Origin of the sequence: Mariniphaga sediminis (assembly GCF_003573545.1) — a bacterium.
Lineage (GTDB): Bacteria > Bacteroidota > Bacteroidia > Bacteroidales > Prolixibacteraceae > Mariniphaga > Mariniphaga sediminis.
Genome location: NZ_QWET01000001.1, coordinates 423,152 through 445,040, shown reverse-complemented (window position 1 = coordinate 445,040; position 21,889 = coordinate 423,152). Strand labels below are relative to the sequence as shown.

Below are 21,889 nucleotides of genomic sequence, written 5' to 3'. Positions count from 1 at the left end.
GTCTATTTGAGTTTCTTTGCTTTCAGGATATCCCTGCTTTTGATTTCAAGGCTCAGCTTACGGCCTGTATTTCCCAATGCTTGTTCCAGCATTTCGATACGGAGTATCCGTTTTCCGGGAATCGTCAGTTTGGGCAGGACAAATACCTCCCGGAGGGTGGTTTCAGGAGGAATAGAGGTTATCCCATAATACTGAAATTCAGGAAATATTTGATATTCCTGCACATTAACAGCTTTCATTTGCCGCTTGTCATCAATCCACCAGTTAAAACCTTCCAACCGGTATCCGGTATTGGTCTGGTTGGTGATGCTGATTTGGAAGAACAGCAAGTCATTGTTCAGTCCGGTTTTTTCCAGGCGCAATACAATTCCGTCCTTTTTTGTTTTCCTGTTGCGAATATGCCTGCCCTGCCGAAATAACATCTGCCGGCACAACTCTTTCAGAATATACTCCGGAACCGGACCTGCTGCAGATAACCCGGTCTTTTCTCCGTAAAAAGATTTCAGGTTATATTCAATGGGGCCTGTGTCTCCATAAGATACAAACAGGGAATACATCCTGCCGGCACTAACCAGTGTCAGGGAAGATTCCCCGTCAAACGGTTCTACTGCTTTTACCCGGATCAGGCTGGGATGTTCCGGCACCACTTCGGACAGGATTCTGGAATGGTCACCCGCCTGAAGATAGCTTACCCTTTCAGGGCAGATGATGTGTGTGGCTTTTGTTTCATTTACCAGGATACCGTTTTGTGCCACCAATGATAGCTGAAAACTGATTAGAATACTAACTATAAAAAATTTCATGGCTTATTGATTTTGATTGATGAGATAAACAAGTGTATTTTTTTTGACGGTTACTTTTTTCAGGCGCACCCTTTTTAAAAAGGCCTGTGTGGTTCTGTCAGCTGCCCTGATTCCTGCATAGGTCAACGGACTGTCAGTCATCCCAAAAAGAGAAGAGGTATTGGTTTGGCTTCCCACTTCGCGGGTAATTTTTCTTGCTGCATTGCCGGGTACATACAGGCCGGACAGCCCGTCCAGATCATGGATGGCCAGGTCCACCGGTAAAAAAGTATTTTCAACGGGCAGTTGGCTAATGGTAATATGCAGCCGTTCATTCCTGACTTTGCAAATCCCGTAAACAAATGTGTTTTCAGGTATTTTTTTGTCATTCAGCCATGTGTCTTCCAGCAACCGAAGCTTCACCCGGTGGCCGTCCAGGACGGTGGTGGTTTCATAAATTTCCGCTTTAATGAGGAGGTTATTTGTCACATTTTTTTGAAACCCGGAATTGTTTTTCTTTTCCAGGGCAAAGCGGGCATTTTCTTTTCGTTCCTCCTCCATTTGTTGCTGCTGTAATTGGCGGAGGGTATATTTCAAGGAATCATTCTGCCGGTTCAAATCAATATTCTCTTCAAATACTTTATCCAGCTCTTGTATACCTGTTCTTTGCAAAGTCACGGCTGATTGTCCCTTCCCGTTTTTATTTTCATTGTTTTGAACACGGGAGATTTGTTTTTTTACAGAGGTTTTACCTCCTGTTTTCACCTTGTCCGTTTCCCACTCCGGAGGATTCAACTCCCGGTTAATTTCCTGTTCTTTTTGTTTGATATGCGCCAACAGGTTATGGGAGATACTGCCATTTAACTGTTTTTTGGTGTCTGAGCCTGTGGATTCAGCCAGTTCCTCCGGTAAATCCAAAACCTCGTTTGGCTGCTGTAATGAATCCGGGATTTCAAGGATATGATAATCTGTTGTGGATGCCCGCCCGCCCTGTTGTTCATAGGCCTCCATCTTGTCAGTAATTTCGATGGTACTTTCAGCCTGGGGCATGGAGTAATTGACCCCTTCATTCTTAGCATTGTTTTGTCCTCCGCTTCCAGTTGGATTTCCGCCACCCAGGATATAAAATATCAGTACCACAAAAGGAAGCAGGATCAATGGCAGGATAAACATCGCTTTACTCTTTTTCAGAATTGTTTTCATGGATTTGCTTTTTTAATCGTTGCTCAAATGAATCTACGGGCATTTCCAAAGGGAGGAGCCGGTTTTTGTCCGGCAATGTTTGTATTACCTGTTCGTTTGTCACGCCCAGGTTTTTATACTCCATTTTCACCCATGGAAACAGGATAAAGGAGAGTACAAACAACAGAAAAAGTACTGCCAGGGATATTATCCATTTTCTTTTCCTGGTTTCCGGACGTAGCAATTTGTCTTTTTCATCCAGGTGATTTATCCACCTGTTAAAGCGGCTCACATCCTTTAACGGAATGTTTTCCGGTTGTTTATGTTGTGTCATATTTCTGTTCATTTTTTGTATTTTAAAAAGATTTCCGGCGTACGGTTTCCAGGTCTTTGTTGTCCACAATCCGCCAGCCTTCTATTAAAAACCCGTGAGGGTTGTTATCCGTCCGGGAGATATTCCGGAGGCTGCCAATGGTTTCGAGGTTGCGGATGGTAATATTTGAGGTCCTGACTATCTTCTGTTTTCCGTAATACCGGAACGTGTAGGGATACGTAGAAAAATCCAGCCGGATGGAATCGGTCTTCAGTGTCATACTGATATCCGAGGCAATCACCTGGTTATAGACGTTATTTTCCTTAAACGACCGGTACTGCTCCATGGCTGACCGGTCGGCCAGGTAAAGGGCTTCCCGGACATTGTTTTCAATATACTCTTTGTCGGGTTCCAGTGTAAAAAAAAGCTCGTGAAACCGTTTCACATGGTCGCGGGCCTCGGCGTCCCGGTTCTCGGAGATATCTTCCCGGAGGGCGACCAACAGGGATTTTCCGTTGTCCAGCACATAAATCTTTTGCCGGGAACGTTCCACCATCCGGGCGGAGAGTGTAAAAACATAACTGCTTATTCCGGTCAGCGCCAGGCTGATGATTAAAAACAGGTAAACGGTGAACCGGAACTTACGTTGTATATCAAATTGTTTCTTCATCTTTTCTTTTAAATTTTCAGCCCGGGAATCGGGGAAAAAGCCCGTCAGGCATAAATTCTGTTCAACAATAGCTGGTTATAACGTGGCTTTGGTGGTGGCCATAACAGCGGCTGTCCGGAGCACTCTTCCGCCACCGGTGGCAGTGCCGGAGGCCTGCACAATCCAGGAGGCAATTTTAGGCACCAGGGCTATCCCGATAATTCCGCAGACCGGCACCACCAGGTTGGAGACATAAAACAGTTGCGGCTGGTAAACGGGCAGGGCATTGATTTGGGCAATTTCGGCATCCAAAACAAAAATCAGGATTTCCTGCACCAGCGAAAGAATCAACAAAGCAATGGGCAGGTACAGGTTGACATGGATAAACCGGGCGATCCACTGCAGGTAGTTATCCTGGAACCCGTCAAAAACCGAGAGGGCAAATACCAGCGGGCCGAATATAACCAGCAGGATACAAAACACAGTCCGTAAAAAGGCAACCAGATAAACAAGCACCTCAAAAAGCGTTTCCAGCAGTTGCCGTACAGCATCCATGATGTAAAAGTTGATTTGGTTCTGCATGGCCCTGCCGGTAATAATGTTATAAGTAGTCAGCAGCAGGTTAATTCCTTTGTCCCAGAGCTGGGCTTCCTTCTCTTCATTTTCATAGAAAAGGGGCAAGTCAGTGGAAAGGATGGCCTGCTGCTTTTCACCGAGTTTTTGTTCAACAATGTGTTTCTTATCCGCATAGACCGCTTCCGAAAGATGGGTCAGTCCCCGGGTGGGCACCATCAGTAAGTTGACGAACGGCCCCCAAAAGGTAATCACCAATAACAGGGCAAACGGCCGGAGCAGCGGCAGGATATACACCGGGTTGTCGGCAATCAGCTGTTCGTAAATTCGTTTTGAGATATAAAAGAAAGCAGCTATCCCGCCGATAGCCCGGGCCATATCTGTAAGGATATTTGCGTGGCTGATTCCGGATTGAACCAGGAAATCAGTAAACGTAAAAAAACGGTCGGTGGTAATAATCTGTAACAACATATCCTTTTTTTACCGGGTTAAAACAGAATAACTGATCGGGGATAACTTGCCGGACATGTCAAAATATTGAAGCTTCTTAAAAGTGTAATCGACCTGACCAAGCAGGCGGGTAACTTCCTTTTCCAAATCCCCCAATGAATCCATTTTCTGTCCGTGTCCGGATTTCAGCAAATTGATCAGCAGAAACCGGGTAAACAGTTTGTCGGCATCTTCTTTCAGCAGTCCCTTCACTTGACTATGGACTCCCGTTCCATGAAACCGGTCAATCTGGTGATAGACCTGCAGGAACATTTTGGTGAGTTCCCAAATATCCCCCAGCTGGTCAGACCGGGCTTTAAAAATCTTTTGGACGATTTCATTCTGATGTTTTGTATTGATTTTTATTTGACTGGTCTCAGTGAAGCGCCCCTTTATCCATGTTTGCTCTGTTAACCTCATAAGGTTTTTGGCCAAATCTGTCCGGATTTTCCCGGAGATTTCAGTGGCGTCCACTGTTGATTTGGCTATCATATCCTTGTAGTTGTGTGTCGGCCAGTAACGGATAAACACATGAGGAATTCCGATGATACTGCCTTTGAACGCTATAAAAGTCAATGGATAACTGCCCTCCATATCCGGGTAGGTTCCTGTCCACTTTTTTACTTCAAATACCTGACCGGTGACCCTGTCTGTTTGCAGAACAGCAAGTAAAAACAGGATGATTCCCATTTTTAATAAAAATGAGAGGCGAATGGTACGTTGTATTTTGCTTTTCATCATTTTCGTTTTTACCGGTAAAGGCTGTAATAAAGAGCAAAAGCTTCCAGGTTGCCGCTTTGGTGGCTTTTCATGTAGGAAGCATAAAGGAGTTTATTATACAGGTAGCTGATGGTTCCGTAATGTTGTTTTACGCTGTGGTAGATTTCATTGATGGTATCGTAACGTTGTTTGTCATCCATCATAAACAGGTTGTCCTGCAGGATGGTATTCAAAACAGTGGTAACCAGTTTCCGGCTGTCATCGAGGATCATATCGAAAGATTCCACAATAGCGGCTGCCTGCTGTGGGGAAAAGTTTTCATCCTGAATGAGAAGGGGTAATTTCTGCGTATAGATATCTACGACATTACCGAGAATATCGCGGGTCTCCTCTACCCTTTTGTAATCCTTTATCAGGGCAGATACTTTTTCCAGGCTTTCCAGCATTTTCCGGTCAATTCCCAGGATTTCCCCGGTCAGTCCTTTGATGTCTCCGTTCAGGGCCTTTATCAGCACGTTGTACCAGTTAATTTTGGTCAGGATGCCCTTTTCCTGGGTCCACTGAAACTCCCGCTGGATTCCGGCCCCCACATCGGTAACCGGAACCGGCGACTGGGCTATTACTTCCCGGACAAACAAACCGGAAGTAAAAATTAACATCATAGTGAATAAAAGAATTGTTTTCATGGTTCCATTTTTTTATGATTTTAAAACGTTGGGTTATTACATGTTTTCGAGTACTTCGAGCAATGATTCCTTTCCCTGCCATGTTTGAAGAATCAGCTCTTTCTCCTTTTGTTCGGTGGTATAACAGTAATATTCAGCACGGCTGACCTCCAGTGCAAATACTTTTGAGTGCGTCCCCTGTGCAATAAACACTTCCTTGCATTTCCGTTTGCCGGGAAGATTTTTATTGATTGACAAAACCTGCTCTTTCTGGAATTCGGTCAATCCCAGCACCTGGCTGATTTGGTCAAACCTGTTTTTAAACTTGCCCATGTCCAGCAAAATTCTTGTGTCGGCATTGCCCACGATGGCATCCCGGATAACGGGGGAAGAGATAACATCATCCACCTCCTGGGTAACGACCATGGCTTCCCCAAAAAACTTGCGGATGGTTTTAAAAAAGTATTTGACATACCCACCCATCTGCGGAGTGGTGATGGCTTTCCAGGCTTCTTCGATGCAGATGACTTTTCTTGTGTTTTTTAACCGACGCATTTTCTGTAAAAAAATGTCCATGATTATCAGGGTAGCCACCGGGAAAATCACCGGGTGATCCTTGATGTTGTCCAGTTCAAACACCAGGAAGGGACAGGTAAAAAACTCATCGGTCTGCATGGGTTTGTTCAGCAGGTAATCATACTCCCCGCCTTGGTAGTACTTTTCCAGAATAAAAAAATACTCATTGCTGTTAAATTCCAGGGACTGTTCTGTTACCAGTTGCGGAATATATTCACGGCAAAAACTGTAGTACCCGTTAAAGGAATTCTCCCTGTTCTCCGTTTTGAAAAACGCTGAAACCGACCGGGCAATCACATCCTTTTCCATTTCAGAGAGGTTTTCTTTGTAGATCGTATAAAGCACTGAAAGAATGGTTTGCCGGTGTTCCATGTCCGCTTCTCCTTCTGTCACAAACGGGTTAAAAGAGATGGGAGTTTCTTCCGTAAACTCCACCAGTCTGGCCCCGCCTTTATCTTTTAATTGTTCATTGAGGTAAGCAGTCAGCAGTTCGTAACTTCTTCCCACATCCAGTAAAACCACATGGCAGCTCCTGCTTTCTGCATACTGTCTGAGCAGGTGATTGGTAAAAAAAGATTTCCCGGAGCCGGAACCGCCAATGATAATTTTGTTACGGTTGTGAATGATATTCTTTTCCATTGGTTCATCCGAAAGGTCAGTTTTTACCGGGTTCCCTTCCATCCGGTCAGAGAGCCGGATAGTAAAGGGCGAGGGACTGTCCCGGACCGGACCTTCAAAGTTGGTCAGACAGCAGGCCTGCGGCACCTGGGTAATAAACAGCTCGGTTTCCGGAAGCTGGGTGGAAAAGGGTACACAGGCGAAAAAGAGCAATGGCAAATCAAAACTGTGCTGGTAGGGAAAACAGTTCATTTGCGAAAAAGCGCCCGCCGTTTCGCTTTTGTACTGTTTTAGTTCCCGGATAGAATCCTCCATCAGGGTCACATTAAAATGGGTTTTCACAACCTTCTCACCAGAGGACTGGACGGTACTGAGAAAATGCTCTATCAACCCGGCGTTTACTTTGTTTTCCGAGGAAAAACGGGAGAGACTGTATATTTTTTTGTAGTGCCCTTCCAGCGTGGCTTTAACCTCCATTTGTCCCGGCACGTAAATAAACTGGTTGGTAATGTGTGAAAAAGGAAGGTGGAAAGTCAGCGGGTAAACAAAGGAGACCGGCAGGCTGGTGCGGGGATGACTGGTTACCGGTTTCAGTTCCGGTGGCAGGTGTGAAAAATCACTCAGACTGAGGATTTCCACAAACCGGTCCATTACCCGCAACCGGTCCCGGAAATCTATTCCGCCCAGAACGGGTTGCCGTTCCCCGAAGTTCAGGGTAAGGTAACGTTCAATCAACCCCGGTTGCTTCGCATTGCCGATGGCCTGCTCCCGGCTGATTACCCGGCAGCCAATTCCACTGCGGGAAAACAGGGATACCAGATTGGAGCAGAGCTCATGTAATTTTTCCAGCATGCGCATTTCCTGCTGTTTTTGTTTTCGGGAGAAAAGCAGGGCTGAACCCAGGTAGTTCTTCAGAAGCCCTGTATTCAGTAGACTGACATAGAGATAGCACTCATGCCGGAGAGATGGCCTGCCGGTAAAATGAGCGAGATAACAGTTATCCAGTCCCTTTTCAGTATTTGTATTCCCCGATTCCTTTTTATCCGGTTCACCGAATTTTTCGGCAAAAAAGAAGTCCTGTTTGTGCAGCAGGATATTTTCCGGCATCAGGTTAACTGCCCTTTTAAATGTATCATGCAGCATGTATATCCGGTCGCTGCTCAGTGACAGTAGTTCCGGTAAAACCAGTTCCAGTCCGAAACCCGCATCCAGGTTGTCGGACACCAGAATATCCCCGGTAAAACCCAGCACGGGCAGCGTTTTTTCAATGGGTTTGGCTCTCATTGTTTTCATAATGACAGATGCGTTGTTTAATGGTGATAAATTGCGGCAGTTGACGGGAAGTCCTTTTTTTACTCCACCCGTCCGGACCATATTTTTGTTGTATGCGGTGTAACCGGAAAAGCCAGGCAAAAAAGGCCGGAATACAAATCAGTACAGCCGGAAATACCCCGGTCAGGATATACAGCCATACAAACAGCAGCAGAGCACCGAGTATGCCGTACAATGCCTTGTATACCATCTGCCCGGAAAAACCTTTCACGTACAGGTTGGTATCAATCTTTTGAATGGTGTACGTTTTCATTCTGTGCATTTTGATTCAGGCAAAAAAGGCCTTAATGACCACGCCCACAAGAATCAGGAATAAACACGCACCAAACCAGCCCATAATGGCTTTCTGGGTGTCCTGGTCTCCGCTTTGCCATTTGATATAGACACGGACGCCGCCAATCAGGCCGACTACGGCGCCAATGGCAATTATCAGGTTGGACACCGGATCCACGTAAGAGCCTACTTCTGCGGTGGCCTGGTCGATGCCGGCAGAGCTTTGGGCAAAAGAAAGGTAAGTGTTTACAAACAGGGCGATGACCATTGCCGTTCCCCTGGAAACATTTTTCTGCATGTACTTTTTCATGTTGTAAATTGTTAATGGATTATTGTTGATACTGGATTTTCGTTAGCATTGCTGAAAGTACCGGGTTGTTATTTTGGGAAAATTCATCGATAACATAACCTCCCTGCTCTCCTGTTTCTTCACAGGTTACCACTTCCAGCGGGATGTTTTCATTGGGACAGGGGATTAAACTGGCGGGGAATGACCCGGATGAAATTCTTACAGGGTGAAAGCCCTCCGGGCGGAAACCTCCCTCCTGAAAATCTTCGTAATGTATATTATCCCGCCTGTTCCTGCTTTTTATCCATACCAGGAGAAAAAGTACCGCATACCACAGCAATATCCCGGAACAGATAAACTGTATAAATTCTTTCCAGCTGATTTCATTGAGTCCAAACATTTTTTCTTTTTTATGATAAAACTTATATCCCCGGTTTTATTCAGGTTACCGGAGACTGTCCGGCAAATGTGGAACATCCAAAATGAATTATCCCCCAAGCTGGGAAGACACTGGGATATTTTTATTGTTAAGCAGACTTACAGGGATGAGTTCAAAAAAACAGATTTGAATTGATTTGTGTATATGGCCGGAAGCACCGGCTATTTTGCAGGGTAAAAGTCTTCAAAAGAACCGGTTCTTTACGGAAAGATTTTTTTCAAAAGAAAAGAAAAACCATCAAAAAAGAAAAGAAAGCCAAAACACAGCCACCCGGGGCGAAAATGCAGGGCTGGCACCCCTTTCAATTTATAACGTTTACACATTATAATGTGGTTGTGCCACTTGCCCCGGCCTTGCATTTTCAAATGCGACGATATGGCAGGGAGGGGGGCTAACTTTGGATTTCTTTTTGGTTTTTTGATAAAACAGGTAAACCTGTTATGGATTGTTTTGCGGATGGGGAAAGGGCAAATGCGGCCCTGCCGTGACGTGCAGCGAACAGCGCGGGACGGTAACAAAGCCTGTTTCCGGTTTTTGAAGGGAGGATACCAGGAGGACGGAAAAACCGGGGCAGGCGCAGTAACGGTTGTCCCGGAATAAGTGGAACAAACAGAAGGGTCGCTTTTGCCGTGGGGTGCATTAAGGCTCTTTTTCCGTACGGTGAAAAGGCGACCGTTCCCGTGAGGCACGAACGGGTCCGGGGAGCCGCTGAAACAGGAAGGGAAATGGGCCGGTGCACGGGAAATAACCTTTTTGTTTATTACGACCTTTCTCTTCGTATGTCAAAAAACAGGAACGGAAAATAACACGGTATCCAGAATTAAATAATCGACAAAATTTCAGAAATGATCCATCCAATTACTGCATTTGAAGTTTCTCATTTACATATAATATTTATGTTTGCAAAAAAAAATCTGAAAAGTAAATGATTAACCAAAAAAGATATAAAATACCGCTGGTCTCTTATAAAATATTTATTATTGCCCTGGTAATAGAATTACTAAGCAGCTGTGCCACATTCAACCCGGATCTTATTCATTACAATAATGAAAAAGGATTGTATGAATATGGCGCTACGCCCGAAAATGCCACTCTTTTAAGGAATAGTAACAATGAACTGATTTCTGAATCCAACTACGACGCTTTTCTCCGCGAATTAGAGGCAGATGAAAACAAATATCAAAACAATAAATTAATTGAAAATGCCAATTCGATAAAATTTGTTGATCACGAAATAGCAACTCTTTATTCCGGGAGTATTGATGCGATCCATAATAACCGGTTTGAAAAGGTTCCTTCGCAAATGGATGAATTACTATCGCTCTACCCTGATGCCCTTTATTTCAGTGATTGTTCCTTTTTAAAAGCATTCGCTCTGGAGAAAATGGGAAAGACCCATGAAGCAAAAACAGCATACCGGAAATATTTAAATTATTCTTCCGGCAAATTCACAGAAAGATTCAGGGGGTACCGGGATTCCGATCCTCAGGATAGTATCTGGCTCAGACAAAGGAATTATGCGAAGGATTATATTTCGGGAAATGAAGGTAAGGCATACGATAAGTTCTTCCGTCCATTTATTCCCAAATATTATTACAACAGTCTCCATCCTGGCTATTCAATGAATCCTGAAGACTATACAGAAAAGACAGAACATATTCTAATGCTTGTCCTGGGAATGGATATCTCAGATAATGCGGCATTTGGCGTTCAGTATTACCGTCAACTGAACAAATATTTCGATATAAATCCCCGCTATTTTACCTCTGACGGGATCAATGAAATTGGATTAGCCATCCCCATAAAGATCTATAAGTCAAAAGACAATAGTTTTTCCTTTAAAATAAGTCCGTTCCTGAACTTTTCAAAAATTAAAGAACTAAGCATAGACGGGACAACATGGGAAATCGATGACAATATGTTCGATTATGGAGTAAAAGCCTCTGCCGGGTATTATTTTGCACCCAAACTATCACTTGGGGCCTCTTATTCTTACCACCGGTACAATAAAAACAACAAATATTTGCTGGACAATCAGGATATTGAAATCTGGTACTTTAATGAATATGATGTAAGTTTTTATTATGACCTGTTTAAAGGATTTAGCCTGAAATCAGGAATAAAAGCAGGTGACTTTGTTGCGGGTGTTTACTGGTCGGGCTGGGAAATCAGCTACAATTTTAACGAAAATGGACTGGTTTTCAGGATTGACATGTTTTAATCTACTTAACATGAAAACCTATATCCTTTTAGGATGCCTTATTATATGGGCATTACAGACGTTTTCATAAAACCCTGAATTTGTAATTCTGCATCACAAAAAAATTGTCGGAAGAAATTCTATTACCGAGGATTCGATAACCGGGTGTTGCCAGACGCAACATAATCTCTCCAAACGTAACGACTTTTTTCATCACCGGGTTCAGCAATTAAACTATTTCAAACTTCATTCAACTCATTATAAATATTGTAGCAGGCATCGTAAAATATACCTACATCAACTTTATATGACAAATACAGCAATCCCAAATCTTTCCAAATTTTCAAATCGGAAGGTGTCTCAATAAAAGTCCCTACAATTTTATTGTAGTGGTTTGCCTTTTCTGTTATCATTTTCATTGCCTCCAAGACCTTTGGATGATTGGTTTGCCCGGGAACTCCCATGGATTGTGACAAATCGTACGGGCCAATAAATACAATATCAATACCTTCAACCTGTAAAATACTGTCAATATTTTCAAGTCCTTTTTTTCCTTCTATTTGAATTATTATCAGGGTATTTTTATTTGAATATTCAAAATAATCATTTTTATTTTTTTTTGAATATTCTGCAGCACGCACATAACGACATACTCCACGATTACCTGAAGGAGAAAACCTTGCTGCATTTATTACATTCCGGGCACTTTGTTCGTTGTTTATTTGAGGAACCTGCACTCCCTGTGCCCCAATATCAAGTGCCTTTGAAATCATTGATTCATTATTTTCGTTCACCCTGATGATTGGAGTAATCTGATAAAGTGTTGCAGCCCTGACTAAATTTTGTGCAGTCTCCATTGAATTTGGACCATGTTCCAAATCGATAATAACAAAGTCAAAACCGGCAAGACCGATACATTCAATTATAGCAGAATCACAACTCTTGGAAAATGGACCGATAGAGAGTTTTTTGTTTCTAATATTTTCAAGTAATCTCATTTTATTTGTTTTAATAAACTAAATGGCTATAATAACTCCTGGAGTGCAAGGATTCCGTTATAGGCGATAAAACAGGAAAAAATGAAGGCGCACATCAATCCAATATTAAGAAGGATACCTGCTTTGTGTTTTCCCATTTCAGCTTTATTGTTTACAAGATAAATTATTGCACCTATTACAAGGGGAAGGACAAATACATTGGCAACCTGGGTGGCAATTTGAGCAACTATGGGATTCGCGCCTAATATGGGGACAATTAATCCAAATACTGCGGCAATGGCAGTTAAAATCTTAAACTGTTTGGAGTTTGTATCCAATTCGCCATTCCTGTAATCTGCCATTAAAAGCGGTGCTACCATGAGGATTGGGAAAATTGATGATAAACCTGCACTTAAAGTTCCAAAAACAAAAATTGCAACGGCAAATTTACCGGCCACAGGCTCTAAAGTATAAACCATATCAAGAACCCTTTCAATGGTTTTTCCTTCATGGAACAAGGCACCAGTGGCAGTAATCATAATTGCCGCACTAATTACGAACATTAAGATTGCTGAAAACAAAGCATCTCTAGATTGTTCTTTTGTATTTTCTTTGCCCCAGCCTTTTCCTTTCATCAATAATGGGCGGACAACAAATGTAGGCGCAGCCATGGTGGTCCCCACAAAAGCGGCCACCATAAGTTTTCCTCCCGGCACCTGAGGAATGGAAGGTTTTAACCCAACAGCTATCTCTGTCGGGTCAGGAAAAACAAGAAACATGGACAGGAGGAATGAAGCCCCCATAAAAGTAACAAACACAATCAGGATTTTTTCAAAAAATGAATAATTCCCAACCAGTAGCAAGCCATATAATACAACTATCAAAAAAACTGCAATTCCCAGTACCACCCAATAATTCTCAGCGGCAGTTGCAGGAAAAAACAAATGAACCAACTCATAAATGGCATTTGCTGATAATCCTAAAATTCCGGTAAGGGAGTTCCATTGCCCTACCACAATGCCTATTACAATGATTATGGCAAGAATTTTTCCATGCTTGATTTTTTTTCTGAAACTATGAATGGCTGTCTCTCCGGTTACGACTGCATATCTTCCATAAGCCTCCATTAATACCCAGGCAAACAAAACGCTTAAAACCAAAACCCACAACAATTGCATGCCAAACTCACTGCCGGCTTTCGCCATTGCTGTAACACTTCCGGTACCGATGGTATAACCAATACAAAAAATACCTGGCCCGATGGCCAGCATCGTTAGCCAGATTCTCTTAAAAAAAGAAATTTTCGAAGTATTATTCATTCAATAAAGTTTTAAAAAGCCTGTTGTTCAATCAATTATTAACCAATTTGGAATTTCTCAGATGGAATATACCCGGAATTTCCCACTTCGTCCTTTGAACCATTTAACCCGGGACCGCCGGCCGCAACATACCCCTGACTTGCCCCGGATTCATCAGGACTCACCCAGAATGAGTATAAATGCCCGTTTTTCAGATAAAACCGGAATCGTATTGTTTTGCCTTTTAGAGAGGATAAGTCTTTCGAATTCTTCCAACTTACCGGCTGGATAGTACTGTCTATTGAAACCGGATTGCAATTATCAGCGGAAAAAGGAGAAATAACAGTATTATCCTCATTCAGAATTTCAACTCTAAGTTCTCCCTTGATACAATCGGTATTAACAAATAGAAATTTCCCATTAAAAGTAACGGGTTTTGTTACCAGCATACCTCCATCCTTGTCAGCAACCATTGATGCAAATCCATCTCTGCGTAAAATGGCAATTCCCGTGCTCCCATTTGCATACATGCCACTTTTCATCCCATCAGAATGACGCTTTTCCGGATCGCCTTTAAATCCGATATAATAAAACCATAATTGGTCACCAACAACTGTACAAATTCCACCAACAGACTGAACATATCCCCTGTCCCAGTCTCCGGGTTTGCGGGTTGCAGGGATGAAAGCCTCCCTGTTTGGCCTGTGCCAGTGAAATCCATCGCGACTGAATGACAGCATTAGTTCCGTGATTTTGGGGATTCCCAGTTTTTGGCATTCACCGTTTGGCGGACCAAGATGGATTTGATGAAAACCAAGCATCAAGCTTTCATAGCCCACTGCTGATAAATTATATAATTGGGCCTTGTTGCCTATTATAGGATCCGGAGGATCAAGCCTGTCAGCGCCAGTCCAGAATGGAATTTCCCCCTCTTTCCATTCAGCGCCTTTTAAGAAGTCAGAATGTTCATGATAATAACGGGCACGTCCGCTTCCACTTTTTAGTGGGCCTCCGGAACGAATACTGTAAACCCATTTTTTGCGAAAAGGATTGTAAAACATTGTACTACGATCTCCGCAATAACCGGTACGGACCGGTTCACTCCAATGGATCCCGTCCGGTGAAACCAGGCTGAAACCATGATATTCACCCAGAAAATCTGGTCCACGAAGAAACATCTTAAACCGTTCATCCGGATTTTTGGTATCATGATCTAAAAACACGGTTGTTGAATCAGGCCTGAGTCCCGGAAGCAGTTGATTCGTCCCGGGCACAATTTCCAAATTGGGACGTTCCCAGTTTATTCCGTCACGGCTTGTGGCATAAGCCATGGTCCCAATCCAACCTGCTTCATACCACATTTTGAAAATATTGTCTTTTGGATCCCACCAAACACCCCCGTCTTTCGGACAGGCTACCGGTAACCCGTTAGCTCCCATTTCCAGTTCGGTTTCCGGTTTTAGGATCGGATTCCCTTCATATTTTTTAGCGGTATGGAATTCCCGTTTAAGGTTGGTAAACTCAATCAGAAAATCATCCACAAAGAGTTGACGTCCAATATCAATGGGGACTACCTGCGGAGGATTGCAAAGATATGGAACAGGCATCGGGTCATAGGAATTGAGATTCATATTCCCGGGAGGCCAAATTTCTGGTAACCGGATTCCGTTGTAGAGCAATTCACCAGATGCTGTATTTGTTTTTTCAGGTGAACAACTTATGCCAGGGAAAACCATGCCGGAAATTCCGGCATAGATAGAATTTCTAAAGAAAGAACGCCTTTTCATAGTTTATCATTTTTAATTTTTACCAAAAAAAATTATTCAGAATTATTTAGTACCACCCTGGCTGATTAACTGTCTTTGTTTAAACACTTCCAGAATTTTATTGTCAGAACCCATTTTAATATCATCTTCTGTAAAACTTGTAATCAAAATATTCTGGTCTTTTGTGCGGTTGAAATCGTAAGTAATATAAATAGTCCCATCGTTTGTTTGCTGACCGTCAGGATAGGATACACCCGGCCTTTCATCCAGCAACAATCCGTTGGACCACGAATGGCCATCATCTTTTGAAATAAATGCCATTAAATGGGAGCGCCCGGTGCGCATATCGATTGGTCCATGTTTTACAAGCAAAAGGCTACCGGAATTAAGTCGGTAAATAAAAAACCGTGCAGCGGGATGTTGAATATTGGATGGAATAACAGGACTCCATGTGTAGCCCCTGTCGTTGGATATACTTTCACCTATCCCATACTTGGTACGTACCAGCATCCAAAGCGAACCATCTTTTCGCTCTACAATCATGTGTTCATCAAAATTACGGACATTTTCAGGGACAGATGCCCCACCCCTTATTTTCCATGATTTTCCACTATCCGGAGAAACTACCATACGAGCACTTTCCTTTTCCATTTTCCACATGGATACCGGTAAAACCCACTCTCCTGTCGATAACACAATGGGTTTACACATCATTACGCCATCGGTAATCCGGAAAGGTGAATTTAACTCTGGCTCATTTGTTTCCGGGTCATTTATCTGAAGCGCCCAAACTCCTGCCGAGGTACCTTCAGCCACCAATGACCAGGTTCCACTTGTTGGAGCAGCCTGAGCCCAAAAAATCCAAAGCTTCCCTTCCGGATTAATCCATACCTCCGGATCATATGCCCTGACTGGCCCAGGTCCATCAGGATCAATCACAAGAACTTCTTCCCACGTTTTTCCCTTATCTCCACTGGTTGCAACCACCACATAATTATTCAGATCTTCTACTGGGGTGATTCCTGCGTACCAAACAGCCCACATTCGTCCGCCAGGACTAACCGCCAGACTTGATATTCCGGAAAATTTCCGACTTTCAGGAGAATGTTGTTTTTTTATTTGCTCTTTTTTAATGATTTCAGGTGGATCAAGAAAGGATTTCTTATTGTTGCCTGATGAGAAACTTATGATTGTACTACATATAAATACAACGCCTAAAAATCTAATTATTAATTTCGTCATCTTGTTAGTTTTTATTTGAACATAGAACTAAACCAACTTACAAATTCGGAATTTCAAGCTTCTTAAAATTATATTGTATATTTTTATTCTTTACCTCCCTTACTGATAATTTGTCTATTTTTATATACTTTCAATAACGAATTATCGGAACCGGTCTTAATATCATCTTCTGTAAAACTTGTCATTAAAATGTTTTGAGCTCCCCTACGACTATAATCATAAGTTATATGGATTTTACCATTACTTACTTGTTGCCCATCCGGATAGGATACACCCGGCCTTTCATCCAGCAGCAATCCGTTGGACCACGAATGACCATCATCTTTTGAAATAAATGCCATTAAATGGGAGCGCCCGGTGCGCATATCGATTGGTCCATGTTTTACAAGCAAAAGACTACCGGAATTAAGTCGGTAAATAAAAAACCGTGCAGCGGGATGTTGAATATTTGATGGAACAACGGGACTCCATGTGAAGCCCCTGTCGTTGGAGATACTTTCACCTATCCCATACTTGGTGCGAATCAGCATCCAGAGTGAGCCATTCTTTCGTTCCACAATCATATTTTCTTCAGGACTACGCACTTCATCAGGAACATTCACGGCTCCCCGTATTTCCCATGTTTCTCCGTCGTCTTCCGAAGTAACCATCGCTGCACACTCTCCCCAGATATGCCAGAATGCAACAGGCAGCACCCATTCCCCTGTTGATAAAACCAGAGGTTTGCACATCATTATGCCATCTACCAGTCTTCTGGGTTCTGACCATTGGGTGTTTCCTGTTTCCGGATTTGAAGTAGTAATTGCCCAAACTCCGCTACTTGTTGATCGTGATGGTTGAATCTGTTGGGCCCAGAAAACCCAAAGTTGGCCATTTGGAGCAACCCATACTTCCGGATCAAAAGCCCTTACAGGCCCCGGTCCGTCGGGATCAATTACAAGAACCTCCTCCCAGGTTTTTCCATCATCTCCGCTTGTTGCCACTACAACATAGTTGTTGGCATCTTCTCCGGGGGTGATACCGGTATACCATACCGCCCACATCCTTCCTTCCTGACTTATTGCCAAACTTGAAATTCCTGTAAATTTTCTACTTTCAGGCGTGTAATCTTCAACAGAGGAGAGGTTTTTTATTAATTCAGGAGGATTAAGAAAGGACATATCATCCTGAGCAACAGACATTTTACAAATTAAAGCAATTATAAAAAAAGTGTAAATCTTAATTAAAGTCTTTTTTTTCATCGTTGCCGTTTTTAAATTTAAAATTAAAAAATATAAAGTGGAGCAATATCACTCCATTTTGTATAAAATGGCCTTCTCCGTTTATCTTCATCTGTTAAATCGCCTTAAAAAAGGGGCGGCAAAAGAATCTGAGTCAATCGTTTCGCCACCAAAAAATTGTTTAATATCTTCCATCAGTTATCCAATTTATTCTTCGACAGCTAATTCTTCATTTAAAATCAATCACCAAACTATTTAATCGATTAAGCAGCATAATAAAATTTTTAACCACCTGATTCCCGGCTAATAAACTGGTGTTTCACTTCAGTATGGACAGTTTTCTTTACGCCTTTTATTTGTTCTACTAAAATCCGTACAGCTTCCGTTCCCATTTCTTCGAGCGGTTGCTTGATATAGGCTATTGGTGGTTCGAAAAAATCAAAAACTTCATGGCCGTCAAAACCAATCACTGCTAATTCATCAGGAACTTTTATCTTGTGTTTTCTTATAGCATACAAACCGGAAATGGATAATGCATTCGCAGCAAAAAGTAATGCATCCATTTTTTTGTCTGCAAATAATTCATCCATATTTTTTTCAGTATCAGCTTTTACCTGGAAATAACTTCTCCTGGGGATTTCTTTTACAATTATATTATCTTCAAGTCCATTGTCTTTCATTGCATGCTTATATCCAAGGATTCTCTGCTGCATATGCACAGCCAAAGTTTTATAAATGATTAGGCAAATATTTTTTCTTCCATGAGCTATTAAATAATTGACAGCATTATATGTTGCCTCATAATTATCGAGGACAACATGATTAGCTGAGATACCTGGAAAGTACCTGTCAATGAACACAAATGGCACCTGCTCTTTCACAAGCTTTTTAATCTTTTGAGATGATCCTTCTGCCGGAGCCATAATTAATCCGTCAACTTGACGATAAAGCATTGAATCGATTAAGCTTGAAAACTTGGTACTATTTTCGTCAGTACTACCAATAATTACAGTATACCCCAATCTTGCAGCTTCCCCTTCGATAAACCGGGCAATTTGTCCGGAAAAAGGGTTTGAAATATCAGCAATAATTAATCCTATAGTTTTTGTTTTCCCGCTTCTCAGACTGCGGGCTATTTGATTTGGCTGGTAATTAAGTTCTTTTGCAATCTTATTTATTTTTTCAACAACATCCCGCCCCACTCTTTTCTCTTTTTCCAAACCATTCAGGACATAAGAAACCAGTGCCGTTGAAACACCCGCTTTTTTTGCAATATCTTTTAACAGTACCTTTTTTGTCATTATTTTTAGAAATATGAAAGCAATCCCGACCGATTTATTTCAAATTACATGACAAATGTATGCTTAAACGATTAAGCAAACTTAGTGTATTTTGATAATTTATAATGAAATTTTAACTATGCTTCTGAATTTTGCTTGACTATTTAAAAACTGGTGCCATTTCTCAAACTTATTTTTCGATTGTCCGGAACAACAGATTCAACAAATTCAGATTCGTTTCGTATTTTTCACATTTCTGCAATTAAAAAGTGTGGATTAATCCAAATGAAACACCTCTTCCATATTGGCCCACCATTCATCAGGTAAACGATTGGTAACTGGCTGCTGCATGGGTTTCATGATTTCCCACCATTCCTGAGTTTTTTCATCCGCAGCCATTTTTTGCATGTCTTTTGCAAAATCTTCCCCATAGTATTCAAAATAGGCAAAAAGAAATCCGTTTTTGCGGTAAATCGAATAATTTTTGATATGGCACTCTCTTATTTTTTCCAATACTTCAGGCCATACATTCGAATGATAGCTTTTGTACCGTTCAAACTGTTCGGGCCGGATTCCGATTATCTGTCCAAATCGTTTCATCTTTTTTGGTTTTTATTATTGAATTCGTCGACTGCATTGAACATGGCCACAATATTTTCCGGCGGCACATCGGGTAATATATTGTGCACCGTATTAAAAACAAAACCACCCCCTTCAGAAAATATTTCGAGCCTTTCCAATACTTGTTCCCTGACTTTTTCAGGAGATGCATTATTCAGTACACCTGCCGTTTCAATTCCACCTCCCCAAAAAGTGCAGTCTTTTCCAAACTCTTTCTTCAGGAAACCAGGTTCCATGAGATAGGCATTGGTTTGCACCGGATTAAAAATTTCAATCCCTGCTTCAATCAAATCAGGCATAAGCAGCGAAATAGAACCGCAGGAGTGAATGAACGTGTGCATCTGGCTGTGTTCTTTCACATAATCGCATAATATTTTGTGGCGCGGTTTAAACAACTGCCGGTAAATTTCAGGTTCCATAAACGGTCCCTGAGTCATTCCCAAATCGTCGCCAAAACGGATAATGTCCACAATGTCGCCCACGGAATTACACACTTTTTCCAGGGTTGCCAGGTGGCGTTTAAGCAATTCATCCAGCAATTTTTCTACATTATCATGGTCGCATATCAAATCCATCAAAAAGTTATCCATCCTTCTCAGAAAAGTTCCCCACTCAAACAAGTTGCACCCGCAAACCACCAGCAAAGCTTTGTCCGTATTTTGCCGCAGATGCAGCGTTTTCTCGCGCAGTGTTTCCCAAAATCCGTCATTGCCGGCATGGTCCCATGGACTGTGTGCATCGCGTGCCCACATAATGCGACCCATTTCAGCATCCAGGTTATCGTAGTTATCCGGATATCCATCCACATACGGGAAATAGGTTTGATCGAAAAAAGTAGCGCCAACCGGCATTCTCGAAAGCATTGTTTTCCCGTCGTCATCATAGGTGGCATACGAGCCGTTTTCCAATTTCACCGGGTTAAACCACATGGGATAAAATGCCGGTGCACCATTTGCAAGCGTTGTTGGCTTCCAGTCAGATGCGTTCGTGTTAAATTCACGTCCGATGTCGAGCACATCCACTCCGAATTTATCCAGTACTTTCATATCGGGTTGTGCCAGTTGTTGCACCACATCGTAAATCTGGACGGGTAGTTCCGGCATTCCAATATACTTTACAAGATTACTATATGCTATTGCAGAAATTCCCGAGCTTGGAGTTGCTCCCAAATCAACAGGCACCTTGTCGGGTGTCTGGTGATTAATAGCAGCCAAAATCCTTTCGTGTGATGTCATATTTTTTTTGTTCATGATAAACTATTTTTCTGTTTTATTTAAACTGAACCGCTGATACCAATCATAAAAGAAGCTGCAATGAGAATGAGCAGAGATAACGCCATAATGCCATAAAACCTTGCCGGGGAACCTTTCCATTCGCCGCGGATAAGCCCCCAAACTGAAGCAAATCCAATTGTCAGCGCCATTAGTATTCCCCAAGACGTAAAAGTAAACGGCCCCATTTTGCTTTTCCCCATTCCGTAAAAAATAAACTGGCTGAACCATAATAGTCCGGACAGTAAAGCAAATCCGTAGTTTAACGCCAGTGTTTTACCGGTTTTTGCACTTACATAGTTTTTTACAGATTTATTTCTGAACCCAAGAAAAAAGCACCAAATCAGCGTTGAAACAAATGTTCCTGATAAAAGCATAAGGTAAACCGGCATCATGGAAAAGAGCGGGTCGATACCGCTTTGTTCTGCAAAATCAGAAATGGGCAATCCCTGTTCAAACCCAAGTGCCATGGCGGAACCGGTCACACCCACCAGCAATGCAGCAAGAATCCCTTTTCCCAGGTTGAATTCAGAAACACTTTCCTGTTTCTTTTCCAGTGTCACCGATTTGTCTTTCGTAATACCGGCCCATGCCGAAAAAGCTATTCCAACGGCGGCAACCGCAATTCCGGCAAGCAAAAGTTTACCGCCATAGGATTCAATCATTAATTGCAATCGTCCGTCGATAATTGGCGGAACCAACGTACCGATGGCCAACATCAACCCTAATGAAAGCGCATACCCCAGCGAAAGTCCCAGGTAACGCAGTGCCAAACCAAAAGAGAGATTTCCAACACCATAAACTCCACCTAAAATAAAAACAAGTAAAATGGGTTCGAGCGGAGTTGACCGAATGATTGCTAAAAAATCAGGCGTAAAAACAAGGCAGGCAATCAAAGGCATAATTATATATGCCCCGAGGCTGAAAACCATCCAGTAGGTTTCCCACTTCCAACCTTTAATTTTACCAAAGGGGACTGCAAAACTGCCGGCAGAAAACGCGCCGGTGGCGATTAGCAAAATTCCGAGAACAATACTTAGTTCCATGTTGGAAATGATATTGGTTTTTATGGTTTCAAATGTAATCTGGAGAACTGTAAAACTATTACACTTTC

22 protein-coding genes are annotated in these 21,889 nt (G+C 42.4%); 2 read left to right on the top strand and 20 right to left on the bottom strand.

Annotation, left to right across the window (positions count from 1 at the left end; all coding sequences use genetic code 11):
* Positions 1-2 precede the first annotated feature (2 nt).
* The 11 genes from D1164_RS01585 to D1164_RS01535 all read right to left on the bottom strand — a co-directional run bounded on the left by D1164_RS01585 (position 3) and on the right by D1164_RS01535 (position 8,861).
* The gene (locus D1164_RS01585; RefSeq protein ID WP_119348170.1) at positions 3-803 is read right to left on the bottom strand and encodes a DUF4138 domain-containing protein; all 801 of its coding nucleotides are present in this window, start codon (positions 801-803) and stop codon (positions 3-5) included.
* A gap of 3 nt (positions 804-806) precedes the next feature.
* Positions 807-1,985 carry a conjugative transposon protein TraM gene (gene traM / locus D1164_RS01580; RefSeq protein ID WP_119348169.1) on the bottom strand — a complete coding sequence of 393 codons (1,179 nt, stop codon included), beginning with the start codon at positions 1,983-1,985 and terminating at the stop codon, positions 807-809.
* Entirely contained in the window at positions 1,960-2,310 is a 351-nt protein-coding gene (locus D1164_RS01575; protein ID WP_119348168.1) for a hypothetical protein, read from the bottom strand. Before D1164_RS01575 ends, traM begins: the two co-directional genes overlap by 26 nt.
* Before the next feature lie 10 nt (positions 2,311-2,320).
* Entirely contained in the window at positions 2,321-2,947 is a 627-nt protein-coding gene (traK, locus tag D1164_RS01570; protein ID WP_119348167.1) for a conjugative transposon protein TraK, read from the bottom strand.
* A 75-nt stretch (positions 2,948-3,022) separates the two neighbouring features.
* Positions 3,023-3,970 (bottom strand): hypothetical protein, encoded by a 948-nt coding sequence (locus tag D1164_RS01565; RefSeq protein ID WP_119348166.1) that lies wholly within the window; start codon positions 3,968-3,970, stop codon positions 3,023-3,025.
* A 9-nt stretch (positions 3,971-3,979) separates the two neighbouring features.
* The gene (locus D1164_RS01560; protein WP_119348165.1) at positions 3,980-4,729 is read right to left on the bottom strand and encodes a hypothetical protein; all 750 of its coding nucleotides are present in this window, start codon (positions 4,727-4,729) and stop codon (positions 3,980-3,982) included.
* A gap of 8 nt (positions 4,730-4,737) precedes the next feature.
* The gene (locus D1164_RS01555; RefSeq protein ID WP_147371980.1) at positions 4,738-5,394 is read right to left on the bottom strand and encodes a hypothetical protein; all 657 of its coding nucleotides are present in this window, start codon (positions 5,392-5,394) and stop codon (positions 4,738-4,740) included.
* Positions 5,395-5,430: 36 nt separating this feature from the next.
* Complete coding sequence (locus D1164_RS01550) at positions 5,431-7,860, bottom strand: TraG family conjugative transposon ATPase (RefSeq protein WP_172594299.1); 2,430 nt, start codon at positions 7,858-7,860, stop codon at positions 5,431-5,433.
* Positions 7,832-8,152 carry a DUF4133 domain-containing protein gene (locus D1164_RS01545; protein WP_172594298.1) on the bottom strand — a complete coding sequence of 107 codons (321 nt, stop codon included), beginning with the start codon at positions 8,150-8,152 and terminating at the stop codon, positions 7,832-7,834. The genes D1164_RS01550 and D1164_RS01545 overlap by 29 nt, the downstream gene beginning before the upstream one ends.
* A gap of 15 nt (positions 8,153-8,167) precedes the next feature.
* Entirely contained in the window at positions 8,168-8,482 is a 315-nt protein-coding gene (locus D1164_RS01540) for a DUF4134 domain-containing protein (protein ID WP_241558239.1), read from the bottom strand.
* 19 nt (positions 8,483-8,501) lie between these two features.
* A complete protein-coding gene (locus tag D1164_RS01535) occupies positions 8,502-8,861 on the bottom strand; it encodes a hypothetical protein (protein ID WP_119348162.1) in 360 nt (119 codons plus the stop codon).
* Positions 8,862-9,275: 414 nt separating this feature from the next.
* Between D1164_RS01535 and D1164_RS01525 the strand changes: the two genes are divergently transcribed.
* Together D1164_RS01525 and D1164_RS01520 are read left to right on the top strand one after the other, a co-directional pair.
* The gene (locus tag D1164_RS01525; RefSeq protein ID WP_119348160.1) at positions 9,276-9,500 is read left to right on the top strand and encodes a hypothetical protein; all 225 of its coding nucleotides are present in this window, start codon (positions 9,276-9,278) and stop codon (positions 9,498-9,500) included.
* A gap of 325 nt (positions 9,501-9,825) precedes the next feature.
* Positions 9,826-11,121, top strand: a complete 1,296-nt coding sequence (locus D1164_RS01520) for a hypothetical protein (protein WP_119348159.1) — start codon at positions 9,826-9,828, stop codon at positions 11,119-11,121.
* A gap of 218 nt (positions 11,122-11,339) precedes the next feature.
* On the opposite strand, the gene D1164_RS01515 is transcribed toward D1164_RS01520, so the two are convergent.
* From D1164_RS01515 to D1164_RS01475, 9 genes are all read right to left on the bottom strand, one after another.
* Positions 11,340-12,098, bottom strand: a complete 759-nt coding sequence (locus D1164_RS01515) for an HpcH/HpaI aldolase family protein (RefSeq protein WP_119348158.1) — start codon at positions 12,096-12,098, stop codon at positions 11,340-11,342.
* Between the two features lie 26 nt (positions 12,099-12,124).
* Positions 12,125-13,396, bottom strand: a complete 1,272-nt coding sequence (locus tag D1164_RS01510; RefSeq protein WP_119348157.1) for an Nramp family divalent metal transporter — start codon at positions 13,394-13,396, stop codon at positions 12,125-12,127.
* A 38-nt stretch (positions 13,397-13,434) separates the two neighbouring features.
* Positions 13,435-15,162, bottom strand: a complete 1,728-nt coding sequence (locus D1164_RS01505) for a hypothetical protein (RefSeq protein ID WP_206610892.1) — start codon at positions 15,160-15,162, stop codon at positions 13,435-13,437.
* Between the two features lie 42 nt (positions 15,163-15,204).
* Complete coding sequence (locus D1164_RS01500; RefSeq protein WP_119348156.1) at positions 15,205-16,383, bottom strand: sialidase family protein; 1,179 nt, start codon at positions 16,381-16,383, stop codon at positions 15,205-15,207.
* Between the two features lie 83 nt (positions 16,384-16,466).
* Positions 16,467-17,624 (bottom strand): sialidase family protein, encoded by a 1,158-nt coding sequence (locus D1164_RS01495; RefSeq protein WP_119348155.1) that lies wholly within the window; start codon positions 17,622-17,624, stop codon positions 16,467-16,469.
* A 263-nt stretch (positions 17,625-17,887) separates the two neighbouring features.
* On the bottom strand, positions 17,888-18,904 hold the full coding sequence (locus D1164_RS01490; protein ID WP_206610891.1) for a LacI family DNA-binding transcriptional regulator: 1,017 nt from the start codon (positions 18,902-18,904) through the stop codon (positions 17,888-17,890).
* 255 nt (positions 18,905-19,159) lie between these two features.
* Complete coding sequence (locus D1164_RS01485; RefSeq protein WP_119348153.1) at positions 19,160-19,483, bottom strand: L-rhamnose mutarotase; 324 nt, start codon at positions 19,481-19,483, stop codon at positions 19,160-19,162.
* Entirely contained in the window at positions 19,480-20,754 is a 1,275-nt protein-coding gene (locus D1164_RS01480) for a uroporphyrinogen decarboxylase family protein (RefSeq protein WP_206610890.1), read from the bottom strand. The genes D1164_RS01485 and D1164_RS01480 overlap by 4 nt, the downstream gene beginning before the upstream one ends.
* A 23-nt stretch (positions 20,755-20,777) precedes the next feature.
* Positions 20,778-21,821: an L-rhamnose/proton symporter RhaT gene (locus D1164_RS01475; protein ID WP_119348152.1), complete on the bottom strand. Its 1,044-nt coding sequence runs from the start codon at positions 21,819-21,821 to the stop codon at positions 20,778-20,780.
* Positions 21,822-21,889 lie beyond the last annotated feature (68 nt).

What these genes read in the sequence shown, in the direction of transcription:
- D1164_RS01560 (WP_119348165.1), bottom strand. Translation starts at nt 4,729, where the DNA reads ATGATGAAAAGCAAAATACAACGTACCATTCGCCTCTCATTTTTATTA.
- D1164_RS01540 (WP_241558239.1), bottom strand. Translation starts at nt 8,482, where the DNA reads ATGAAAAAGTACATGCAGAAAAATGTTTCCAGGGGAACGGCAATGGTC.
- traK (WP_119348167.1), bottom strand. Translation starts at nt 2,947, where the DNA reads ATGAAGAAACAATTTGATATACAACGTAAGTTCCGGTTCACCGTTTAC.
- D1164_RS01535 (WP_119348162.1), bottom strand. Translation starts at nt 8,861, where the DNA reads ATGTTTGGACTCAATGAAATCAGCTGGAAAGAATTTATACAGTTTATC.
- D1164_RS01525 (WP_119348160.1), top strand. Translation starts at nt 9,276, where the DNA reads ATGGCAGGGAGGGGGGCTAACTTTGGATTTCTTTTTGGTTTTTTGATA.
- D1164_RS01485 (WP_119348153.1), bottom strand. Translation starts at nt 19,483, where the DNA reads ATGAAACGATTTGGACAGATAATCGGAATCCGGCCCGAACAGTTTGAA.
- D1164_RS01490 (WP_206610891.1), bottom strand. Translation starts at nt 18,904, where the DNA reads ATGACAAAAAAGGTACTGTTAAAAGATATTGCAAAAAAAGCGGGTGTT.
- D1164_RS01515 (WP_119348158.1), bottom strand. Translation starts at nt 12,098, where the DNA reads ATGAGATTACTTGAAAATATTAGAAACAAAAAACTCTCTATCGGTCCA.
- D1164_RS01555 (WP_147371980.1), bottom strand. Translation starts at nt 5,394, where the DNA reads ATGAAAACAATTCTTTTATTCACTATGATGTTAATTTTTACTTCCGGT.
- D1164_RS01575 (WP_119348168.1), bottom strand. Translation starts at nt 2,310, where the DNA reads ATGAACAGAAATATGACACAACATAAACAACCGGAAAACATTCCGTTA.
- D1164_RS01565 (WP_119348166.1), bottom strand. Translation starts at nt 3,970, where the DNA reads ATGTTGTTACAGATTATTACCACCGACCGTTTTTTTACGTTTACTGAT.
- D1164_RS01495 (WP_119348155.1), bottom strand. Translation starts at nt 17,624, where the DNA reads ATGAAAAAAAAGACTTTAATTAAGATTTACACTTTTTTTATAATTGCT.
- D1164_RS01550 (WP_172594299.1), bottom strand. Translation starts at nt 7,860, where the DNA reads ATGAAAACAATGAGAGCCAAACCCATTGAAAAAACGCTGCCCGTGCTG.
- D1164_RS01480 (WP_206610890.1), bottom strand. Translation starts at nt 20,754, where the DNA reads ATGAACAAAAAAAATATGACATCACACGAAAGGATTTTGGCTGCTATT.
- D1164_RS01545 (WP_172594298.1), bottom strand. Translation starts at nt 8,152, where the DNA reads ATGAAAACGTACACCATTCAAAAGATTGATACCAACCTGTACGTGAAA.
- D1164_RS01585 (WP_119348170.1), bottom strand. Translation starts at nt 803, where the DNA reads ATGAAATTTTTTATAGTTAGTATTCTAATCAGTTTTCAGCTATCATTG.
- D1164_RS01510 (WP_119348157.1), bottom strand. Translation starts at nt 13,396, where the DNA reads ATGAATAATACTTCGAAAATTTCTTTTTTTAAGAGAATCTGGCTAACG.
- D1164_RS01520 (WP_119348159.1), top strand. Translation starts at nt 9,826, where the DNA reads ATGATTAACCAAAAAAGATATAAAATACCGCTGGTCTCTTATAAAATA.
- D1164_RS01500 (WP_119348156.1), bottom strand. Translation starts at nt 16,383, where the DNA reads ATGACGAAATTAATAATTAGATTTTTAGGCGTTGTATTTATATGTAGT.
- traM (WP_119348169.1), bottom strand. Translation starts at nt 1,985, where the DNA reads ATGAAAACAATTCTGAAAAAGAGTAAAGCGATGTTTATCCTGCCATTG.
- D1164_RS01505 (WP_206610892.1), bottom strand. Translation starts at nt 15,162, where the DNA reads ATGAAAAGGCGTTCTTTCTTTAGAAATTCTATCTATGCCGGAATTTCC.
- D1164_RS01475 (WP_119348152.1), bottom strand. Translation starts at nt 21,821, where the DNA reads ATGGAACTAAGTATTGTTCTCGGAATTTTGCTAATCGCCACCGGCGCG.